General features: G+C 40.3%; 13 protein-coding genes. 7 read left to right on the forward strand and 6 right to left on the reverse strand.

Translation table 11 applies throughout. The features are described 5' to 3' along the window. Window positions 1-456: 456 nt before the first annotated feature. Window positions 457-810, reverse strand: coding sequence for an iron-sulfur cluster biosynthesis family protein (locus tag FC85_RS00855; RefSeq protein ID WP_057863684.1), 354 nt, complete (start codon window positions 808-810; stop codon window positions 457-459). A 123-nt stretch (window positions 811-933) separates the two neighbouring features. On the opposite strand from FC85_RS00855, the gene FC85_RS00860 reads away from it, so the two are divergent. The 4 genes from FC85_RS00860 (at window position 934) to FC85_RS00875 (ending at window position 6,684) form a co-directional block, all read left to right on the forward strand. Beyond that, window positions 934-1,890, forward strand: coding sequence for an NADP-dependent oxidoreductase (locus FC85_RS00860; protein WP_057863685.1), 957 nt, complete (start codon window positions 934-936; stop codon window positions 1,888-1,890). A 626-nt stretch (window positions 1,891-2,516) separates the two neighbouring features. Further along, entirely contained in the window at window positions 2,517-3,707 is a 1,191-nt protein-coding gene (locus FC85_RS00865; RefSeq protein WP_057863686.1) for a metal-dependent hydrolase family protein, read from the forward strand. 78 nt (window positions 3,708-3,785) lie between these two features. After that, entirely contained in the window at window positions 3,786-5,387 is a 1,602-nt protein-coding gene (locus FC85_RS00870; protein WP_057863687.1) for a peptide ABC transporter substrate-binding protein, read from the forward strand. A 106-nt stretch (window positions 5,388-5,493) separates the two neighbouring features. Further along, on the forward strand, window positions 5,494-6,684 hold the full coding sequence (locus FC85_RS00875; protein WP_057863688.1) for a metal-dependent hydrolase family protein: 1,191 nt from the start codon (window positions 5,494-5,496) through the stop codon (window positions 6,682-6,684). 529 nt (window positions 6,685-7,213) lie between these two features. Here FC85_RS00875 and FC85_RS00880 read toward each other — a convergent pair. The 3 genes from FC85_RS00880 to FC85_RS00890 all read right to left on the reverse strand — a co-directional run bounded on the left by FC85_RS00880 (window position 7,214) and on the right by FC85_RS00890 (window position 9,288). Beyond that, window positions 7,214-7,729 (reverse strand): hypothetical protein, encoded by a 516-nt coding sequence (locus tag FC85_RS00880; RefSeq protein WP_057863689.1) that lies wholly within the window; start codon window positions 7,727-7,729, stop codon window positions 7,214-7,216. 10 nt (window positions 7,730-7,739) lie between these two features. Further along, a complete protein-coding gene (locus FC85_RS00885; protein ID WP_057863690.1) occupies window positions 7,740-8,180 on the reverse strand; it encodes a hypothetical protein in 441 nt (146 codons plus the stop codon). 97 nt (window positions 8,181-8,277) lie between these two features. Further along, entirely contained in the window at window positions 8,278-9,288 is a 1,011-nt protein-coding gene (locus tag FC85_RS00890; protein WP_057863691.1) for a lipoate--protein ligase, read from the reverse strand. Between the two features lie 165 nt (window positions 9,289-9,453). Between FC85_RS00890 and FC85_RS00895 the strand changes: the two genes are divergently transcribed. The 3 genes from FC85_RS00895 to FC85_RS00905 all read left to right on the forward strand — a co-directional run bounded on the left by FC85_RS00895 (window position 9,454) and on the right by FC85_RS00905 (window position 12,409). Beyond that, complete coding sequence (locus FC85_RS00895; protein WP_057863692.1) at window positions 9,454-9,921, forward strand: universal stress protein; 468 nt, start codon at window positions 9,454-9,456, stop codon at window positions 9,919-9,921. A gap of 5 nt (window positions 9,922-9,926) precedes the next feature. Beyond that, window positions 9,927-10,829, forward strand: a complete 903-nt coding sequence (locus tag FC85_RS00900) for an RluA family pseudouridine synthase (RefSeq protein ID WP_057863693.1) — start codon at window positions 9,927-9,929, stop codon at window positions 10,827-10,829. A 113-nt stretch (window positions 10,830-10,942) separates the two neighbouring features. Beyond that, on the forward strand, window positions 10,943-12,409 hold the full coding sequence (locus tag FC85_RS00905; RefSeq protein ID WP_057863694.1) for an amidase: 1,467 nt from the start codon (window positions 10,943-10,945) through the stop codon (window positions 12,407-12,409). 141 nt (window positions 12,410-12,550) lie between these two features. Here the strand turns inward: FC85_RS00905 and FC85_RS00910 are convergent, their stop codons facing one another. Both FC85_RS00910 and FC85_RS00915 read right to left on the reverse strand, forming a co-directional pair. Then, window positions 12,551-14,941: a phosphoketolase family protein gene (locus tag FC85_RS00910; RefSeq protein WP_057863695.1), complete on the reverse strand. Its 2,391-nt coding sequence runs from the start codon at window positions 14,939-14,941 to the stop codon at window positions 12,551-12,553. A 241-nt stretch (window positions 14,942-15,182) separates the two neighbouring features. Beyond that, entirely contained in the window at window positions 15,183-16,595 is a 1,413-nt protein-coding gene (locus FC85_RS00915) for an MFS transporter (protein ID WP_083484841.1), read from the reverse strand. Between the last annotated feature and the right edge of the window lie 271 nt (window positions 16,596-16,866).

Consider the following 16,866-nt stretch of genomic DNA (forward strand, 5'->3'; position numbering starts at 1 on the left):
AGTTCTATAAAAGATTTAATTGTTAAGAATATGGCACAACTAGCACAACGCGTTAAATACTAAATAATGTTACTTCTAAAAGGCGTGACCGGGACAATAGTCAGAAATCCACAGTTTAGCATCTTATTTCAAAGTGAAAATAGGGGTGAGACAATAATTGTTTTGCCTAGTCTCTGTAACTATTACCAAACAAAAACGCAGGGCAAAAGGCAATTTCCGGCCGCGTAACCGAATTCAAGTTCAGAATATTTCGTTTAAAAAACGTGGACCAGCAAGCAACCCCAGAATATAGCCCCTAACTTAACATTCCAAAATCAGAAATATCAAGTTAGGGGGCTATATTCTGGGGTCTAAACGCTTGCTGGTCCACTCTATTTTTTGAAAAATAACTATTTTATTGACTGATGTCTCAACCACATTCATTCTAAAAATAACGATAGTCAATATTAATTAGTATCAGACTTTTTGGCCTGTTAAATCTTGAATATCAACTTCACTGTCCAAAACGCCGCTATCACCAGACAGGACTAATTGATTATTCTTCACATCCAATTTCATGTTATCGTTCAAATAAATCTTAGAATACCCTTTATAAGCCCAACTTCCCTTATTTGATAATAGCGCTTGATCGTAGTCCGATACATTCGCATCAGGGTCAACCGCAATAATATCAAAAGCGGTATCTAACGAGCAAACACCAACTTTTGAAAATGGGCCAACCCCATCATCAAAGCTTAGAAGCAGCTTACTATTTAACGGTACATGAGCCATTATTTTTTGATAAGCACGATCTGTCACTGTTAATTTCATTTTGAACCCTCCCAACATCCAATCAAGTCCATTTTATTCCCATCCATAACAATGTCAATTGAATTGTGTACAACCTTTTTAAGCTGCTTCTACCATCTGCTATAATGTGAACGAGGTGATTAGATGATAAACAGTAATAATATGAAAGCAATCGTCATCAACGAATATGGTGATGAGCACAAACTAACTGCAGCAAACATCCCCATTCCAGAAATTAACGACAATCAAATTTTGATTAAGATTAAAAGCATTGGCGTCAATCCAATTGACTGGAAAACCCGTCAAGGATTGCGCCAAAAACGTTACCCTTTTCAATTTCCAATCATTCTAGGCCAAGAAGCAGCCGGAATCGTTGCCAAAGTCGGCAAAAATGTCACTGACTTTTCAGAAAATGACGAAGTAATTGCATACGGAACTCCCAGCAATCGGGGCACATATGCCGAATACTTTGCAATCGATGCGGATCTTGCAGGCCATAAACCCGCCAACCAATCATTCCAAGCTGCGGCTGGTTTGGGACTCACTGGAACGACTGCCTGGGAGGCTCTTTTCGAAGCGGGAAACCTGCAAGCAGGCCAGACGGTTCTAATCTTAGCTGGTTCCGGTGGTGTGGGTTCGCTGGCAATTCAATTAGCTAAAAATGCGGGCGCACATGTTATCACAACAACCAGCGGAAAAAATATTGACTTTGTGAGATCACTAGGTGCTGATGAAGTGATCGATTATACGACCAATCACTTTTCCGAAAAAACACTCAGCGTCGATCTCGTTTTCGATACGCTTGGTGGTAATAATCAAGTCGATGCTTTCAAGGTTGTAAAACCAGGCGGCAAAATTGTTTCAATTGTCGAAACTACCGAGCAGGCCGATAAACTCAGCGAACAATATCATGTTACCTTCAGCAAAATTAATGGCCATGCCCAGCACGATGTTATGACTAAGCTAAGCCAATTATTCGCTGATAATAAATTAAAAATTACAGTCGCTCAGCAACTGCCTTTTAGTGTCGAAAACGCACAGGAACTACAGAAAATAAGCGAAACGGGACACGTGGTTGGCAAATTAATTATGACTATTTAATGATGACCATTGATGATATTTTAAATCATATCAGTCAAGCGTCCTTTTTCAAAATGCTGGTGCCTTACCATTAGAAAATGGTTAGATGAAAAATCACCGACCTGTTTTTCCCTTATTGCTATTTTTTCTTAATGAGCAGCTGTTTTCCCTACTGTGTCAACGTCGGCGGCGACTATTGATTTATCAAAAGAGATTTAATAAAGATTGACATTTTTTAAAACGACTGTTAGAGTATATAACATTAATAATTGATTAGAAATTAATGGCATTGATGAAGAAGGATCCATTTACAGCCGTTGACAGCGACCCCGGTAAAGTGAAAGCGGGACAACAGCCAAATGGAGAAGTAGCTTCGGAGCTGTTGGCTGAACTCGGCAAAAGTAGGCTATCACCGGTCGCATCCGTTATCAATGCAGCGAATCGTTTCTAAATTTCTTCAAGTTAATTGTTATTTAACTTAGAAGATGATCTGGTTACCGTTCGTTTGAGGCTAATGATTAGCGAATAAAGGTGGTACCGTGCGAAAGCACCCTTTCAGAGAAATTCTGGAAGGGTGCTTTTTTGTCGCCTAGACAGCTATTTCTAATCAATTATCGAAAATCAATTGATATTATGGAGGAATTTCAATGACTCAAACAGCATTTTTTAATTTTACATTATTCGATGGTAAAACAGATCAAAATGAATCGGATGCTTGGTTCACTACCAATGATCAAACCGGCAAAATTGTCAATCGAGGCACGGGTACTGCACCTAAAGCTGACCATTGGATCGATTTACAGGGGCAATACGTCATGCCGGGGTTCATCAACGTTCACACTCACATTACCAGTGATCCCAATACATTTGATGGTAATTCAGGTGATTCTGAAACTGAAGCAGCGGTTACTGCTTACAAGAATCTTCAAACAATGTTGAAATCCGGTGTGACTTATATCCGAGAATGTGGCACCAGTTATGACGTTGATATTAAGCTTAACCGGCTCAAGAAAAAGGGACTGCTTGATCATACTCCTACCATGATGCCTTCTGGGCGTGCCTTTTCAATGACTGGCGGTCATGGAGACGGTCCCCACTTTTCATTTTTAGTTGATTCACCTGACGAAATGCGTAAAGCTGTCCGTCAGGGATTAAAAAACGGCGCTGAAAATATCAAAATGATGGCAACCGGGGGTGTCATGACACCTGGTGATTTCATGGCTGATCCTCAGTTATCAACGATCGAGATGAAGACTGGGATTGACGAAGCCCACCATAAGGGCAAAATCGTAGCAGCTCATGCGGAAGGAAATCCCGGCATTCAAAATGCGATTGACGCTGGTGTTGATTCTATCGAGCATGGTTTTTACGTTAATGAACAAGAAGCCCAACAAATGATCAAGCAAGGCACTTACCTCACGCCCACTATTATTGCACTTTGGGCAATTCCAGAATATGGCCGTGGTACTTTGCCGGCATGGGAAGTAAAAAAAGCAGACGATGCCGCTGAAGATGCCTACCGCAATCTTAGTCGTGCATTTAAACTTGGTGTCAAATTCACTTGCGGCACGGATGCAGGAACGCCCTATAACGGATTTGATACGACACCAAAAGAACTGGAACTGATGACTGAAAAGTTGTCCATCACGCCGCTTCAAGCTTATAAATGTTCAAGCATTAATTCAGCTTCTCTCTGTCACATTGAAGACGAATACGGCACTCTTGAAATTGGAAAATTTGCGGATTTTCAAGTACTCAAAAATGATCCATTAGCAGATGTTAAAGCATGTCAACAATCTGATAAACAAGTTTATTTACATGGAAAACGGGAATTCTAAATGTCACTAGATTCAAATTTTTAAAGTCAAATTTAAGTCATTCACCTTAATTACCGCATCAAATCGGAGGGACTATATATGAAACATAAACTATTGACGATTGGCGCTATTTTTCTCACAACGATCTCACTTGCTGCCTGTGGTAGTAAGAAATCTGCGAGTACTCACAAAGCGCTCTCAGTAACCTTACCAGACGAACCACTCACTGCAGACCCTAACAAAGCCACAGACACTAATAGTGCCGGACTAATTTTTCAGACTATGGAAGGGTTATATACATACAACAAACAGAACAAAATCATCCCGGGGGTAGCAACAAAAGTCGTTAAGCCCACTAATAACGGTAAAACCTACACATTTAATTTAAAACGAAATGCGAAATGGGCAAATGGTCAGCCTGTCACCGCCCAGGATTTTGTCAACTCTTTTAGGCGGACGGTTGATCCTAAAACGAAAGCTCAGTATGCTAATTTATATAGTGCTTTCAAAAATTACAGTGCAATCCAGGCTGGTAAGCTAGCGCCAAATAAACTTGGTGCTAAGGCAATTGGACGTCATAAACTACAAATTCAATTAACTAAACGAATTCCTTGGTTTAATGATCTGGCGGCTTCGAAATACCTGCCCCTCAATACAGCTGCCGTTAAGAAATATGGTCAGAAGTATGGGACTAATGCATCTAAAACAATGGCGGATGGTCCATATAAACTCGTTGGCTGGACCGGTAGCAACTCATCCTGGAAATATGTTAAGAATCCCCATTATTGGAACGCTCAAAACGTTAAAATCAACCAGGTTAACGTTAGTGTCACTAAAGACGAAAATACCGCAATTAATCTGTTTAAGAGTGGCAAGATTCAAGAAACCACTGTTACTGGTCAATACGTTCGAGCTAATGCCAGTAATCCAGATTTGAAAAAACATGCCACCGGTCGACTCAATTACCTTTATTTTAATCCTCAAATTAAGAAAACCAATTCTGAAAATCTCCGTAAAGCACTTGGATACATCATTAACCAAAAAACCATTACCCAAGATGTTCTCCAAGATGGGTCTAAGCCTGCCCTCAACATGGTTATTCGTGGCGACCAAAAGAATCCCAAAACCGGCAAGGACATGGCCGAAGATGTTGGTAATCTCCTACCGACCAGCGTTTCAAAGGCTAAAAACTATTGGAATAAGTATCTCAAAGAATCAGGTAAAAAGTCGGTTACAATGAACCTACTGACTGACGATACCGATGAAGACAAACATATCGGGGCCTGCATCCAATCAATTGCTCAAAAAAACTTCAAAGGCTTAACTATTAACCTCACATCACTTCCCCACGCTCAACACGTTGCTCGTGACTTTGATGGTAAGTTTGAATTGAATTTAACTGGTTGGAGCACTAATTGGCGTGACTCATACGACTTCCTCAGCTTAATGGCCAAGGACAACTCAGTTAACTTTGCCCATTGGAATGACCCGACATTCAATAAGCTCTTAAATACAGCAAACGCCAAAACTGGTCAAGCACGATATGATGGCTTGGTCCAAGCAGATAAATACTTAATGAAGGTAATGGGCTGCATCCCACTGTATCAACCTTCCGAAGCGAAATTAATTAGCAGTAAAGTCGGTGGCTTGACTTACTCATTACTAAATGAAGCGCAATACCAGTACGCTTATTGGAAGTAATGTATAGTAAACTGTAATCACTGCAATAATCGACAATCACGGGGCAAACAGCTCATACAATATAACTATTTTAAACTGAATTTATTTTAATTGGAGGACTTGTAACATGACCCAGACAGCATTTACAAATTTCACACTATTTGACGGCCGATCGCCTCATAACGAACCTCATTCCTGGTTTATCGTCGATGATGCAACCGGTAAAATAACCAACCGTGGAACTGGAAAAATGCCTGACACAACGCATTGGATTAATTTAGAAGGTCAATATGTGATGCCGGGATTTATTAACGTTCACACCCACATTTCAAGTGATCCGGCAACATTTGACGGTGGCCGCGACCGCTCAGAAACCGAAACAGCCGTGATGGCTTATCAAAATTTACAAGCATTACTGAAATCAGGGGTAACATTTATCCGTGGCTGTGGAAATAGTTACGATGTCGACATTAAACTCAAACGAATGCGCGAAATGGGATTATTAAAAAAGACGCCTGGTATTATGCCATCGGGAAGAACGTTCTCAATGACTGGTGGCCACGGTGATCATCCCCATTCAACTTACTTGGTTGATTCACCGGATGAAGTTCGTAAAGCCGTCCGCCAAGGGCTAAAAAATGGATCTGAACTGATCAAATTAATGGCAACCGGCGGCGTCATGACGCCTGGCGATTTCATGGCTGATCCCCAATTATCAATTGACGAAATGAAGGCTGGGGTAACTGAAGCTCATCACAAGGGAAAACGGGCGGCTGCTCACGCGGAAGGTAATCCCGGTATTCAAAACGCACTGGACGCCGGTGTTGATTCGATTGAACACGGCTTTTATGTTACCGAACAAGAAGCTGAGCAAATGATCAAACAAGGCACCTATTTAACGCCCACCTTGGTCGCTGAATGGGCCATTCCCGAATATGGTGAAGGCACACTTCCCAAGTGGGAAATCATGAAGGCAGCCGACGCACTTGATGACACTTATGAGAACCTTAGCCGCGCTTTCAAAATGGGCGTCAAAATCACTTGTGGCACCGATGCCGGAACGCCGTTCAATACTTTTGATAAAACCGGCAAGGAAATGGAGCTGTTGACAACCAAACTTGGCATGTCACCAGTTGAAGCTTATCAATGTTCCAGTATCAACTCAGCTGAACTTTGCCAAATCCAAGACGAATACGGTACCCTTGAGGTTGGTAAGTATGCTGATTTCCAAGTCTTAGCTGAGGATCCATTAGCCAATGTTGAAGCCGTTCAGCAAACCGATAAACAGGTCTACTTACATGGTAAACGTGAATTTTAAAATGACGTTTTTCAGAAAATAAAGAATGAAAACAATCTAAGATTAGATCCAGTTAGAAACTGACAAAACCTCGGCTTCTAACTGGATCTTTTTCGTCACGCTGAAATTGGAATCTGGAACCATTTATAGAACCCAACATACCAAATTCGACCCATAACCAATTTCGGCTATTAATTAGCTTAACCACGTCAATCTCCCGTCCTTAGCAATCTTGCAATCATATCAACATATTAATATTAATTAATTATCAAACCGCTTGTCTGGTCGTTACTGGTAACGTCTTATTAGATTAAGACAATGAAAAAAGGACCAACCAATTTCTTGGCTGATCCTTCAATACGGCATCTAGTTACTAGATGGGCTTCTTGGACTCCACAATCCGCTAAAGTCAAACCCCTGCAAATCTGTGCATTAAATTGGGTCCCGCTCAAAATATCACCTTAGTCGCTTGCGCGAACAGCAAAATGCTGTGTGATCTCTCGACTCATCGCATAAAGCCATTATGACACGTCTAGATTAATAATGCAACCTACTTTTTAGCAGTTCGCTTAGCAGGGGCCTTTTTATGCGTTTCTTTTTCCCTCTCAGCTTCTTGAGCCAAGTGATCTTTGACGGCCTCAATATGCTGAGCAACCCACTCGTTCATGGTCTTGGCGTAATCCGCAACGTGCCCAATATAATCATCAGCACTGGAAACCTCATCAATTCGTAGACCTGAAGCATTAACCAAAGGTGAAATCATTAAAATATAGACGTTAACTGGTAATTTATCCTCGTCAGAAATCATTTTCGAAATACGTTTAATTTCCTGTAACGGTAAATTAATAAGATTGGTCTCTAATCGAATCGCAACATCAGCGTCTGTTAATTTCAATTCAGCATAACCTAATTTCCCCAAGTTAAGTTGCGCTTCGATATAATTATAAACCGGCTTCATGACACCATCGATATCTGCTGCGACATCATCCAATTTACCGGTGAACGTTTTACCGTCAATTTTTTCATTCGTTGCATCATCAATAAAACTTGTTACATCCTTCTCCACTAGATTTCACCTATTTCTTAAATTCTTTTGCACGTTTTTCAAGTTGCTTCTTCATACTCTTTCGTTGATAAACTGCTCGTAATCGGAATACTAAAATATACCAATAAACGTTAACCCAAATGCCAATCGCACTCATCACAATTGGCAACGCTCGGACCAAATAATTGGCAGAGCTGTCATTGATCATCGTCATCAACATACCAACAAATCCCACTGAGTATACCGCAACAACGACTGCCAGTAAATAATAGCTGATTTTAACCTTTAAGACTGCCAAAATAATTGTAGCAGCATAAAATGCAATTGCGATCCAAGTAACCTGAATCGCTTCGGACATATGCACCGCTTTGTCAAGCTGCATCATCTTTAATGTCAGCAGCCAATTAGTAATTAAGAACACCACAAGCGAAACAATTGCCCAAGTGATAACTTTCTTCTCTTCGACTCTCAAATTAACCCTCCATTATTCCAAAACAAAAAAGATAAATTCGATCATGGAATTTATCTTTATGCTACCGTTCGTTTCAAGTTTAACTTATTCGGCCACTTTAGAAAAGCATATTCAGAAAATCTTCCTTTGGAATGCCGGTAAAGTACTGATTTGTGTCAATATCTTTTAAAGCATCTTCGAAATCTTGACGTTCAAAACGTAGGCCCTGTAACTTGTCGGCAAGTTCATTAACATCCTTTGGTCCAAAGAAATCACCATAGAATTTAATTTCGGAAACTTTACCATCATCAACTTGCAGACGGGCATCAATAGTACCGTTAGTGAAATGTTGACGCTTTTTAACTGTAAATTCAGGTGAATTACCATATACCCAATCCCAGTTATTGTAGTAATCATTGTAAATCTTTTCAATACCCTTTTTATCGCTATCTTTCAAGTGATATTCCTTATCTTTGATTTGAGACAAATCATCAACATGGAACAACTCCTTTAGTAACCGATCGCGAAATTCCGGGGTTGTTAAGTTTTGATACTTTGATGCTAAATATGGTTTTAGATTAGTGACACGTGAACTCACTGACTTAATTCCTTTTGACTTGATTTTGTCTTCAGGAACATCCAATGCCTTGGGAATAACTGACAAATCAACATCCAGCATTAAGGTACCATGTGAGAATGTCTTGCCACCCTTAGTGTACATTGCGTTGCCGGAGAATTTCTTACCATCAACCAAGATATCATTTCGGCCGCTAACTTCAACTGAAGTTGCCCCCATATCATGTAAAGCATCAACAATTGGCTGAACAAATGACTTGAAATCACCAAATTCTTCACTATCACTGTCAACCACAAAACTGAAGCAAAGATTACCAAGGTCTTGATAAACGGCCCCACCACCTGAAAGTCGACGGGTCACAACAATATTGTGCTCATCAACATATTTCTTATTAATTTCTTCAAGCGTGTTTTGATTACGACCAACGATGATGCATGGCCCTTCAATATAAAATAGAAGTAAAGGTTCATCAAAGTTAATTTCATTCATTAAATACTGTTCAGTAGCTAAATTTTGACGAATATCGTCGGACTTCATGACATAATAATACATAGAAAAAATCCCTCTTTTCATTGTTTCACTAGTTTATATGGTAGCACCATAAGTAAGCGATTACAATCACAAGGAAAAAGCTTCTGCAAATTAATAATTGATTACAAGCGGTGCTGAGAATGTTATAGTTTAGGTAAGGAATAAAACGAATACGGGGTGGTCGAAATGGAACAACAAAAATACAGTAGCATCTTAGTACCAGTTGATGGCTCAGCGGTTACGGAGCATGTGCTTAATCGAGCAATTGACTTAGCATTAGTCAACGATGCTCATCTAGATATCCTCAATATTTTGGAAGTTAATCAGTTCAACCAAACCTATGGAAGCGCTGTAAGCGGAGATGTCGTTTTCAAATTAACTGAAAATACCGAAGATAAACTTAAAGACATGGAACAAAAAGCCAAAGACGCCGGCGTTAAGAGTGTCGATATTCATATCCGTTTTGGTAACCCGAAACCCATCATTGCACGCGAATTTCCACGTGATCACAATAATGATGTGATTGTCATTGGGTCAACTGGACTAAGCGCCGTTGAGCGACTAATTATTGGTTCGGTTACAAGCTATGTGACTCGAACAGCCAAATGCGATGTGTTAATTGTTCGATCCAAGCAGGCTAAAAAAGCAAAGTGATTTAAATGATCGATAAATGGATATTTAATGAAGTCGTTCCACCGGAGATGGCCGATCAGCCACTCCGCTTTTTATTACATCAATATTGGTTAATTCCTAAACATTTGATATTTAGTTTAAGGCACAATCAACGTGTCTTAGTAAATGGCCAGTATCTGCCCGTCAATTTTCCAGTTCATACCGGTGATCGAATTCAAATGACCTTTTTGCCTCAGGACTTTGGACAGCCATACCCGGAAGTATTGGTGGACTCGGCTGCTACAATTGAAGTCTTATATGAAGATCGCAATCTCATTGTGATCAACAAACGTCGCGGTGACAAAACACATGCCAATCAACCTGGTGAAGTTGGCGCAACAATGAATCATTTAGCAGCTTATTTACAAGTAGAAGATATCCCACCATACATGATTCATCGACTAGACCAAGAAACCAGTGGTGCCATCGTTTTTGCAAAAAATCCAGCAGTTGTTCCAATTCTAGTGGCTAATATTGCTAAAAAGGTGATTCAAAGAACTTATTTAGCGTGGGTTAGTGGCACAAATTTAGAATCAATCGGTAAAGTCAACTTACCAATTGGCTTGGATCCAGACGATAAGCGAAAGCGAAAAGTAAACGGGCCACACGCGGTAAACGCCGTTACCCATTACCAAGTCATTCGGGAAGAAAAAGGTTTTTCACTACTATCAATTCAGTTAGAAACCGGCCGAACACACCAGATTCGCGTTCATATGGCTGCAATTAACCATCCAATTGTTGGTGATCCACTTTATAATCCGAATGACCAGTATGAGTATTTACTATTACATTCGTGGAAATTAGGATTGGTGATGCCGTTTACAAACCGGCTACAAACTGTGATTGCCCCAATTCCCTCACATTTTCTCAGATTTGAACAATTTTATTAGAAAAATAATCTCAAAAGTTGAGTGAGTTAATTGCTCAACTTTTTTCTTAAGTTTACAATGAAAGCGAGTTCATATTTAATCGCTTTTTTATTGATACTGAAAGGAAATCTGCCATGACAAATAATTTACTAGCTGCTCATTCTGCAACGGAACTATCTCAGCTTCTTCGCAATCATCAAGTAAGCCGAAGTGAACTTGTTTCCGAATTGATTGAGACAATTAAAAATAATAATAAGCATCTTAATGCTGTTACAAGCTACTGGCCAGAGCGAGCTCAAAAAATGGCCGCCGATTTCAAAGATACCGGCCAACCCTTTGCCGGGGTGCCAATTCTGTTAAAGGGATTAGGCCAGTCCTTTAAGGGTCAGCTGGATACCGCTAGTTCAAAACTATTAAAAGATTACGTTGCACCTGAAACCAACAACTTTGTTTTAGGACTGCTTGCCGCCGGATTAATTCCGGTTGGCGAAACAAACGCCCCTGAATTTGGGTTTAAAAACATTACCGACTCGCAATTATATGGTAACGCTCATAATCCTTGGAACGGAGATTACCAACCTGGCGGCTCATCAGGTGGTTCCGCAGCTGCGGTTGGAGATGGCTGGCTGCCAATTGCGGCTGGTAACGATGGTGGTGGTTCCATTCGAATTCCATCTTCATTTTCCGGCACCATCGGTCTTAAACCAACTCGGGGCAGAGTCCCAACTGGTCCGGGTGAATGGCGAGGCTGGCAAGGCGCCTCAATTAACTTTGCCATTACCCGGGACATCACAGATACTGCTAATTTATTAGATGCGCTAACAACTATCCAAATGGCTGCACCATTTCAAGTCCCGGCACCGGATAAAAAGTTTGCAGATACGTTAGACCAATTACCACATCACCTAAAAATCGGTTATTCAACTAAATCGCCAGTTGGAACACCGGTTTCCAATGCCGCCAAACAGGCCGTCAAAGAAGCTGTAACGTTTTTGGATGAGAGTGGATTTGATGTTGAACCGGCTGATGCCCCCATTGACGGTACAAAGTTAATGCAAACATATTATCTAATGAATGCTGGGGAAACTGCGACCATGTTCGCAAACATGGCGCTAGATGACCAGATGATTAAACAGAATGTTGAACCGTTAACTTGGGCATTAAATGTGACTGGGAAATCAGTTTTGGCCATTCAGTATAGTCAGGCACTGAGTTTTTGGGATAATGTCAGTGCAACAATGGATGAATTTCAATCCAAATACGATCTTTACCTAACACCAACAACCGCCCATCAAGCGCCGCGCGTCGACGATCCGTTAATTTCCAATGAGGATCTACAAAAGTTGAAACATATCGAAACATTCTCACCCAAAGAACAGCAACAACTTATTTGGGATCAATGGCTCCCTGCCCTGACGCTTTCACCATTTACCCAACTGGCAAACATAAGTGGTCAACCTGCGATTAGCTTACCAACTCATGTTGGCGAAAACGGGTTGCCAATGGGAATTCAATTTATGGCAAAGAAGGGGCGCGAAGATTTGCTGCTCCAAATCGGTAAGTATTTTGAAGATGATAAATGGTTTAAAATCTTACCCTAATCCAAAATAACTAAATGTTAGAAAATCAGCCCTATGACCAATATTTCCACAGATTTTATTTTGCAGCTAAAAAGGCACTCAAATCCAATTTGGATTTGAGTGCCTTTTAAGTTTTAGTAATTAATTATTGATTCAATTAGATTACTTGTTGAGACCAGTCCAGTTCCAACTAACAACTTCTGGAAGGTCAGTACCAACTTCACGGATGTAAGCATTATGCTTATCAACTGTGTCGTTCATACGTTGAATGAAGTAGCTACCCTTTACAGAGTATGCTGGAATATCTTGAACGGCTTCTTTAGCAAGATCGAAACGATCCAACTGGTTCAAGACACGCATGTCAAATGGTGTGGTAATATCACCGTTTTCACGATAACCATGAACATGAAGGTTATGGTTGTGACGATCAAAGAAGATATCCTTGATAAGATCTTCGAAACCATGGAATGCGAAGATAACAGGCTTGTCAGTTGTGAACAAGTTGTCAAATTCTTCATCGCTAATACCACGAGGGTCAATCTTAGGTGAACGAAGCTTCAATAAGTCAACAACGTTAATGAAACGAATCTTCATTTCTGGGAATTCTTTGTTCAAGATGTCAATAGCAGCTAATGCTTCCAAGTTAGGTTCGCTACCAGCAGCAGCAAAGACAACATCAGGTTCTTGACCTTGATCAGTTGAAGCCCAGTCAATGTATCCGAGACCGTTCTTAACCAAGTTTTGTGCTTCATCCATTGAGTACCACTGACGACGTGGGTGCTTTGAAGTTACGATCAAGTTAATCTTTTCGTAAGTTCTGAATGCAACATCACCAACAGCTAATAATTCGTTAGCATCAGCTGGGAGATATTCACGGATAAATTCAGGCTTCTTTTCAGCTAAATGAGTTAACATACCTGGATCTTGGTGGGTATAACCATTATGATCTTGCTGGAATACTGTTGAAGTATCAACAAAGTTCAATGATGGGTATTCTTTTCTCCATGATTGTTCTGAAGCCTTACGTAACCACTTGAAGTGTTGAGTTAACATTGAGTCGACTACTCGACCAAATGATTCGTAAGTTGCGAAGAAGCCATGACGACCAGTTAATACGTAGCCTTCAAGCCAGCCTTCTGCTTGATGTTCTGAAAGTTGTGAATCAATCACACGACCATGATTTGAAAGATTTTCATCAAATGGTTCGTGAATGTCTTCCATCCATTGACGCTTCTCATCGTCAAGTAAACTGTAAAGACGGTTTGACTTAGTTTCATCAGGACCAAAGCCACGGAAACTAGTTGGGTTCAACTTAGCAACAGCGTCCAACCACTTGGACCATTCGATCATATCTTGTCGCTGATCATTTCCACGTTTGTCAAATTTAACTTCAAAATCACGAACATTAGGGAACTTCAATGGTTCTGGCTTGATACCACCGTTGGTAATTGGATTAACTGACATTCGTTGGTCGCCCTTAGGAGCAAGTTCACGAAGTTCAGGCTTCAAAGTACCATTTTCATCAAATAGATCTTCTGGCTTGTATGACTTCAACCAGTCAACAAGCAAATCTTTATGTTCCATTGAACCTGCAGCAACAGGAATTGGAACTTGATGGGCACGGAATGAACCTTCGATAGGGTTACCATCAAGGTCCTTCTTAGGACCAGTCCAGCCCTTAGGTGAACGGAAGATGATCATAGGCCAGTTAGGTAGTTTAACACTATCTGGCGTTTCATTCTCACGAGCATTCTTTTGAATAGACTTGATTTCTTCGATAACGTGATCCAAAGTCTTAGCGAATTTCTCTTGAACTTCCATATGGTCAGTATCAGGAGTTGCTTCAACAAAGTATGGATCCCAGCCCATTCCCTTAAAGTAACTAGTTAAGTCTTCGTCACTCATCCGTGAAAGGATAGTTGGGTTAGAAATCTTGAAACCATTCATGTTAATAATAGGAAGAACAGCACCGTCAGTAATTGGGTTGATGAACTTGTCTGAGAACCATGATGCGGCTAAAGGACCAGTTTCTGATTCACCATCACCAATTTCAACAGCAGCGATTACATCTGGGTTGTCCAAGATAGCACCGGTACCATGTGAAAGTGAGTATCCAAGCTCGCCACCTTCATGGATTGAACCTGGTGTTTCTGGTGCGGCATGTGAAGCAACTCCACCTGGGAATGAGAATTGCTTGAATAATTTCTTCATACCTTCTTCGTCTTGCGAGATATTTGGGTAAATATCTGAATAACTACCGTCAAGGTATGAGTTAGAAACCATCACTTGGCCACCGTGACCTGAACCTTCAATATAGAACATGTTCAAATCGTATTTGTTAATAACACGGTTCAATTGTGCATAAATGAAGTTTTGGGATACGATAGTTCCCCAGTGACCGATTGGCTTGATCTTAACATCATCAGACTTAAGTGGTCGCTTAAGCAATGGGTTATCACGTAAAAATAACTGACCTACTGAAAGGTAGTTAGCAGCGTCCCAGTACTTATCAACAAGTTCCAAATATTCTTTGGAATCGTAATCTACTGTCATTAATTAACACTCCTTCTTCGATTTAACAACAAAGCTACTTGTATAGAATGTTCGTAAAGTTCACCAATTAATCCTTGATCAATTTACATGATTAATACTAAACCATATTTTCCAAAAGTCAACCTTTTTGCAAATTGATACGGTCCAATTATTTAACCTTGAGAAATCCTATACATTACTGCCATTATGAACGCTATAAATTCGATAGTCCACCAAAAGTTCTTAAATGTAATAAAAAATTTTAGGACTCTTTTTGCTGATTATTTTTTTGCTTAAAAATCACTCCCAGTTGAATGATAAAAAATAATGATAAGACAACTGCCGTGACCAAAAAGACAAATTGCATCCCCGAAATAAATGCCGTCGGCTGCTGAAACGGATAATTTTTAGTGGTTTCACCTAATGCCCGATCGATTCCCAAAAACAATAAAATATTCGCAAAAATTGAGCCAATTGTCATCCCGGTATTTCTGGACAACCCCAAAAGACCACTTGCCACTCCCAATTGATTTTTACTTACCGAATTCATAATAAGAACATTTGTCGGTGCCTGAAACAATCCATTTCCCAGTCCGACAAATCCCAGCCAAAGACATAGTAGAATCAGTGAAGTTGCGTGATGCACACTTGCCAATCCAAATTGGCTGACGACCATCAAGGCCAAAGCCACCAAGACAATAAAATGCGCACCCAATTTGTCACTTAGTAAACCGGCGATCGGTGACACGACAATTTGAATAATCGGGAAACTTATTAAAATAAAACCGGTTATATTCGTCGGTAATTTTCGATTTTGTTCAAGGTAGATTGGCTCAATAATATTAACAATAAAACTAATGCCGTAAACCAAAACGGTTGCCATTAAATTCATCGTCAAATCACTTTTGGCAAACAATTTAAAATTTACTGCCGGATTGACAACCCGTTTCTCAATCCAGATAAACCCGATCAGCGCGATAATAAAGACAACAGTCAGGCCAATAAATGGCATGGTTAAAAATCCGGCTTCCTGGCCGATTATTAACGCTAAAAAGAACGAGCCCATCATGACAATCAAGACCAATAGTCCCCATACATCGACCTTGGCTTTTTGAAAATGAACATCTTTTGGGAGAACAAACTTTCCCAATAAAATAGCCGCCAGACCAATTGGAACGTTAACCCAAAAAATATAATGCCATGGTAAATAAGTCAGAATCAAACCACCGATTCCCGGTCCGGCGATTGCTCCAAGTGCCACCACAGAGCCAAAACTACCAAGGGCTAATCCCCGTTGTTTCTTAGAAAACGTTTCGGTAATGATCCCGGCGTTGGTACTTAAAGTCATACTGGCACCAATTGCCTGAATTGCCCGCATAAGTAAAACCCAAGCGAAGCCAAAATTTATCCCGCATAATAGTGAACTAATGGTAAATACAACCGTGCCGATTTTAAAAACATTGATTTTACCGAAAAGATCGCCCAATTTTCCAAATGGAAGCAACAACATGCAGGTCACAACCAAGTAACTTGAAGCGACCCAAGTAATTTGAGCGATTGGAACGTTAAGATCACGAGACATAACGGGTAAAGCAATATTAACAATACTGCTGGTTAAAGTTGACATAAACGAGAGCAGCACAATCGCTGAAAAGATTCCCCATCGATTCTTCATGTCACCATCTTCTTCCACGTAACATTTTCCTTCCTAATAGAAAAATGAATTCTATAACTCTAGGATAAATCCTTTTGAGTAAAAAAAGGTTGTAAACGCTGTTGATTGTAAATTAGATTGGCCAGCGTTTCTAAACCATTATTGCAAAAGTACAAAATGGGAGAGTGGGACGAAAGCCGGCAATAATCGTGATGATGCCAAGAGAGCGGCTGTGACAATAGTCCAAATTTATATTATGGCGTTTTAACTTCAAAGTGAAAATCCCGTAAAT

Source organism: Lentilactobacillus diolivorans DSM 14421 (assembly GCF_001434255.1).
Classification (GTDB): domain Bacteria; phylum Bacillota; class Bacilli; order Lactobacillales; family Lactobacillaceae; genus Lentilactobacillus; species Lentilactobacillus diolivorans.

Excerpts from the sequence above, each read along its gene's own strand:
- FC85_RS00870 (WP_057863687.1), top strand. The coding sequence starts at position 3,786 with ATGAAACATAAACTATTGACGATTGGCGCTATTTTTCTCACAACGATC.
- FC85_RS00860 (WP_057863685.1), top strand. The coding sequence starts at position 934 with ATGATAAACAGTAATAATATGAAAGCAATCGTCATCAACGAATATGGT.
- FC85_RS00905 (WP_057863694.1), top strand. The coding sequence starts at position 10,943 with ATGACAAATAATTTACTAGCTGCTCATTCTGCAACGGAACTATCTCAG.
- FC85_RS00855 (WP_057863684.1), bottom strand. The coding sequence starts at position 810 with ATGAAATTAACAGTGACAGATCGTGCTTATCAAAAAATAATGGCTCAT.
- FC85_RS00895 (WP_057863692.1), top strand. The coding sequence starts at position 9,454 with ATGGAACAACAAAAATACAGTAGCATCTTAGTACCAGTTGATGGCTCA.
- FC85_RS00910 (WP_057863695.1), bottom strand. The coding sequence starts at position 14,941 with ATGACAGTAGATTACGATTCCAAAGAATATTTGGAACTTGTTGATAAG.
- FC85_RS00875 (WP_057863688.1), top strand. The coding sequence starts at position 5,494 with ATGACCCAGACAGCATTTACAAATTTCACACTATTTGACGGCCGATCG.
- FC85_RS00900 (WP_057863693.1), top strand. The coding sequence starts at position 9,927 with ATGATCGATAAATGGATATTTAATGAAGTCGTTCCACCGGAGATGGCC.
- FC85_RS00915 (WP_083484841.1), bottom strand. The coding sequence starts at position 16,595 with ATGAAGAATCGATGGGGAATCTTTTCAGCGATTGTGCTGCTCTCGTTT.
- FC85_RS00865 (WP_057863686.1), top strand. The coding sequence starts at position 2,517 with ATGACTCAAACAGCATTTTTTAATTTTACATTATTCGATGGTAAAACA.
- FC85_RS00890 (WP_057863691.1), bottom strand. The coding sequence starts at position 9,288 with ATGTATTATTATGTCATGAAGTCCGACGATATTCGTCAAAATTTAGCT.